The 3581-nt window shown below is 63.0% G+C and carries 5 protein-coding genes and 1 pseudogene; 1 reads left to right on the top strand and 5 read right to left on the bottom strand.

What is annotated here, in order from left to right; genetic code table 11:
* A partial coding sequence (locus tag DQ229_RS04810; RefSeq protein WP_162300747.1) for a ParB/Srx family N-terminal domain-containing protein occupies positions 1–771 on the bottom strand: 771 nt, incomplete at its 3' end.
* Positions 772–1058: 287 nt separating this feature from the next.
* Here DQ229_RS04810 and DQ229_RS04815 point away from each other — a divergent pair.
* Positions 1059–1697 carry a DUF1989 domain-containing protein gene (locus DQ229_RS04815; protein ID WP_114965146.1) on the top strand — a complete coding sequence of 213 codons (639 nt, stop codon included), beginning with the start codon at positions 1059–1061 and terminating at the stop codon, positions 1695–1697.
* A 248-nt stretch (positions 1698–1945) separates the two neighbouring features.
* On the opposite strand, the gene DQ229_RS04820 is transcribed toward DQ229_RS04815, so the two are convergent.
* The 4 genes and pseudogenes from DQ229_RS04820 to DQ229_RS16740 form a co-directional block, all read right to left on the bottom strand.
* Positions 1946–2353, bottom strand: a complete 408-nt coding sequence (locus tag DQ229_RS04820) for a hypothetical protein (protein ID WP_114965147.1) — start codon at positions 2351–2353, stop codon at positions 1946–1948.
* A gap of 5 nt (positions 2354–2358) precedes the next feature.
* Complete coding sequence (locus DQ229_RS04825; protein WP_114965148.1) at positions 2359–2595, bottom strand: AbrB/MazE/SpoVT family DNA-binding domain-containing protein; 237 nt, start codon at positions 2593–2595, stop codon at positions 2359–2361.
* A gap of 148 nt (positions 2596–2743) precedes the next feature.
* Entirely contained in the window at positions 2744–3400 is a 657-nt protein-coding gene (locus tag DQ229_RS04830) for a hypothetical protein (protein WP_114965149.1), read from the bottom strand.
* Positions 3397–3581 (bottom strand): annotated as a pseudogene (locus DQ229_RS16740) (DNA methyltransferase); the annotation flags it as partial. The pseudogene DQ229_RS16740 and the gene DQ229_RS04830, both read right to left, overlap by 4 nt.

Raw genomic sequence — 3581 nt, forward strand, 5'->3', positions numbered from 1 at the left:
GTGCAGCGCGCCGTGCCAGACATAGGCGACATCGCCGGGGAACAGCGCCCATGCCTCGCGCCAGTCGGCCCGGTCGTCGTTCAGCACCTTGCCGGTGCGTTTCGTTTTGGCCGCCCCCGCATGGTTGCGCCAGGAGGGGTCATACTCCACGCCGTAGGGCGGGTCGGTGACCATCAGCAGGGGGCGGACATCACCCAACAGCCGCCCGACCACATCGGCCGCGGTGCTGTCTCCGCAGATCAGCCGGTGTGCACTCAGCTGCCAGAGGTCGCCCTGCACCGAGACCGGCGTGACCGGCATGTCCGGAACATCGTTCTCGCCCTCGACCGGGCCTTCGCCGCCCAGCGCCTCGGGATCCCGCAACAGGGCGTCAAGGTCATCGTCGCTGATCCCGAGCAGGGTCAGGTCGAAATCCTCGGCCAAGAGCCCCGCGATCTCGTCGCGCAGCAGCGCCTCGTCCCATGCGCCCAGTTCCGTCAGCTTGTTGTCCGCGATCCGGTAGGCCCGGCGTTCGGCTTCGTCGAGATGGCTGAGCCGGATCACCGGCACCTCGGTCAGTCCGAGCATGGTGGCGGCCAGCACCCGGCCATGGCCCGCTATCAGTTCACCATCATCAGCCACCATGCAGGGCACGGTCCAGCCGAACTTGGCCATGCTGGCGGCGATCTTTGCCACCTGGTCGTCGCCGTGCATCTTGGCATTGCGGGCATAGGGGTGCAGCCGGTCGATCGGCCAGGTTTCGATCTGGCTCGGCGCAAAGACGAGGTCCATGGGGTGGCTTTCGGAGATGGGGCAGGGTGGACTGGCGCCAGCACGCAGCCAGGATGGCTGGCAGCTGAACGGGGTCCGCGATGTCAGGAAAACGAAAGCGCCCGCGAGGGGTGTCCACCGGGCGCAATTCTTCGATGATCAAGGGGTAGGTCAAGGGGGGTAGAAATGTCAAACCATTTTTTCGCCTGGAATCAGAGTGTTCGCCGAAGAGCGGTCAGGAATGTAGCTCACATGTGCTCCGGCCCCTTGTCGTGCTAGGCTTTCATCAAGACGTCGGAGGGTAGCAGATGCTTGAGGGTCAGGACCTCGTTCTTGAAGAGATCGTTCCCGCGAGGCAGGGCTGGGCGCATCGGGTTGGGTACGGTGAGACGCTCGTGATCACCGATCTCGAGGGGCGGCAGGCGGTGGACTTCCTCTGCTTCGATACGGATGATCTCCGTGATCGTTATTCCGCGACGAACACGATCAAGGTTCAGGGCAATGTCTATGTCGGCCTCGGTACGGTGCTTTATGCCGATAGTGGCAGGGCGCTGATGACGGTGGTCGAGGATACCATCGGCCGGCACGACACGATCTATGGCTGCTGCAGCAATCCGAACAACCGGCTGCGCTATGGTGTCGAAACAACCGAGTCCTGCTACTCGAACTTCGAGGCGGTTCTGGCGCCCTTCGGCCTTGGCCGCGAGGCGATCGTGGCGAATGTCAACTGGTTCATGAGCGTGCCGATCCTTCAGGATGGGTCCGCCGGCGTAGCAGAGGCGGCCCTCAAGCCCGGAAGTCGCGTTGCCCTGCGCACCGAGCGCGATGTGCTGGCCGCGTTGTCGAACTGCCCACAGATGCACAACCCGTGCAACGGCTACAATCCGACGCCGATCCTGGTCCAGGTTTATCGCGCCACCCGGGACGACACGTCCTTGGCGCGTTGAGAGCCTGCTCGTCCGAGAGAAGTGGCTTCCTCTGGCTTGCTCGGGGTGGATTCCCTGGCTTCCCGGCGGAATCCAACTGATCTATTGGGCTATCGCGTAAGGGACTGAAAACGAGTCAGAATTTCAGATGCGCTGGCCAAAGTGGCTTCCAAGTGGATTCCCCGGTGAAAAAGCCAGTCGCTGGAAAACTTGCGCGCTCAGCCCCCTCGTATACGAATTTGGCCCGGGAGGAACCATGCCGGGGGGGATCACGCGATGTCTGGATAGGTGTTTTCCGCGAAATACGCGGCAAGCTCTTCGATGCTGATCTGCCCGGCAACGCGCGCGCGCAATCTGGCTTCAAGCTCGGTTTCGGGAACGTCAAGAAACTGACCATTCATCGCGATAAAAGTCAGCGCGGCGATCGCGCCTGCGCGTTTGTTCCCATCCCTGAGGGCATGCCGCGTCGTGATACCATCGTACATCAGAGCAGCCAGATACGCGACGCTCGCATCGGTCTGGTAATCTGCGGCAATTTTGGCGCGCTCGAGGCCCGCTAGAAAAGCATTGCGGTCATTGAGCACCATGCTATGGCCCATGGACTCCATGAACGCCGCCGTTTCGTCCAGGATCGCATCTGCGTTCGGCCAGCAGTATACGTCGTCGTTGCCTGTCACGCTGCTCAGCCTTCGCGGCCCAGCATGATGAGCGTGCGCCGATAGCGAGCTGCTATCCTCGAAGCTGCTTCACGGGTCGAGTCGTAGGTATCATCGACTGCACGCACGATCAGCTCGTCTTCATCTGTCGTGAGGGTGACTTCCTGTCCGGCGCGAAGATTCAGCGATTCCAGCGTCGCAGCGGACAAGGGAAGGAAATGACCGTTACCGATCTTCTTGATCTTGTTCGTTGTCGTTGCCATGGCGGGCTCGCGGTCTGGGTTGCAAGAGTTGAGTTTATACGGCCCGTATATACTATTTCGTGCCCACAGTCAACTGAACCCGACGGGTTCATTTGGGTCGCTATGCCTCGTCTTCCTTGCCTCGCGATCAAACGGCCAAGAGCCGGGGCTACTGCCAAGGCTTCGCCTTCGGCATCGCCATGGAAATCTCAATGTCACGTAGCATTCCGCCAGTGACGAGTCCGTCCCGAACCCAATCCAGCGCCTGCCACCAGTCGTCATAGGCGCGCCGTGCAGCCTCGATCTGCTGCGGGTGCGGAGAGTAGGTGACGGGGCAGGCCAGAACCTCGATTGTGCGCCACTTGCCTCGGGCGAGCACGCGTTGGGTGCCGACGACGATGGTGCTGGCCCGCTCGCCATACCGGTTGCGCCTGACGTCTACCGGCACGCAGCGGGGTACAGCCCCGGGCATCCAGTCCGGTGTCAGCCCCGCACGCGCCAGTTCGGCCACGCGGATCGCCATGCGCTTGCCGCCCAAACTGTCGGGCATCCCGGCGACGGTGGCGGCGATCACCTCGGCGTCCTCGTGGGTGTAGCCGCCGATCTTGTGCTGGCCGCCGTCGATCTTGCAGCCCAGCGCGGCGCGCTGCAGCAGGACGTATTCCAGGCCAAAGCCGAAACCCCGCTCGCGCTCGGGATCCGGGCGTTCGGGAAGCTCCAGCTGGGCTTTCTCGACCCGGAACGTCCATTCCAGCGCCGCCTGCACGCCCAGCGTGCGTTTCACGCGTCCGCCGCCTGCGCGGCCGATCTTGCTGTGGAAGCTCATGGTTTCAATCCTTCAAGGAAATCCATCTGCACTGGGTGCTGGGCCGCATCCGTCGGCCGCCAGATCCACGGGCCCGAGGCCATGGGCTGCTGCGAGAGAGCGCCACGCATGTGCTGCTGCCAGTGGATGAACTCCGTTGCCGAGCAGGCGCAGAGCGCGTGCCCGATGGGCCAGCCCATCA

This window comes from Alkalilacustris brevis (assembly GCF_003350345.1).
Lineage (GTDB): Bacteria > Pseudomonadota > Alphaproteobacteria > Rhodobacterales > Rhodobacteraceae > Alkalilacustris > Alkalilacustris brevis.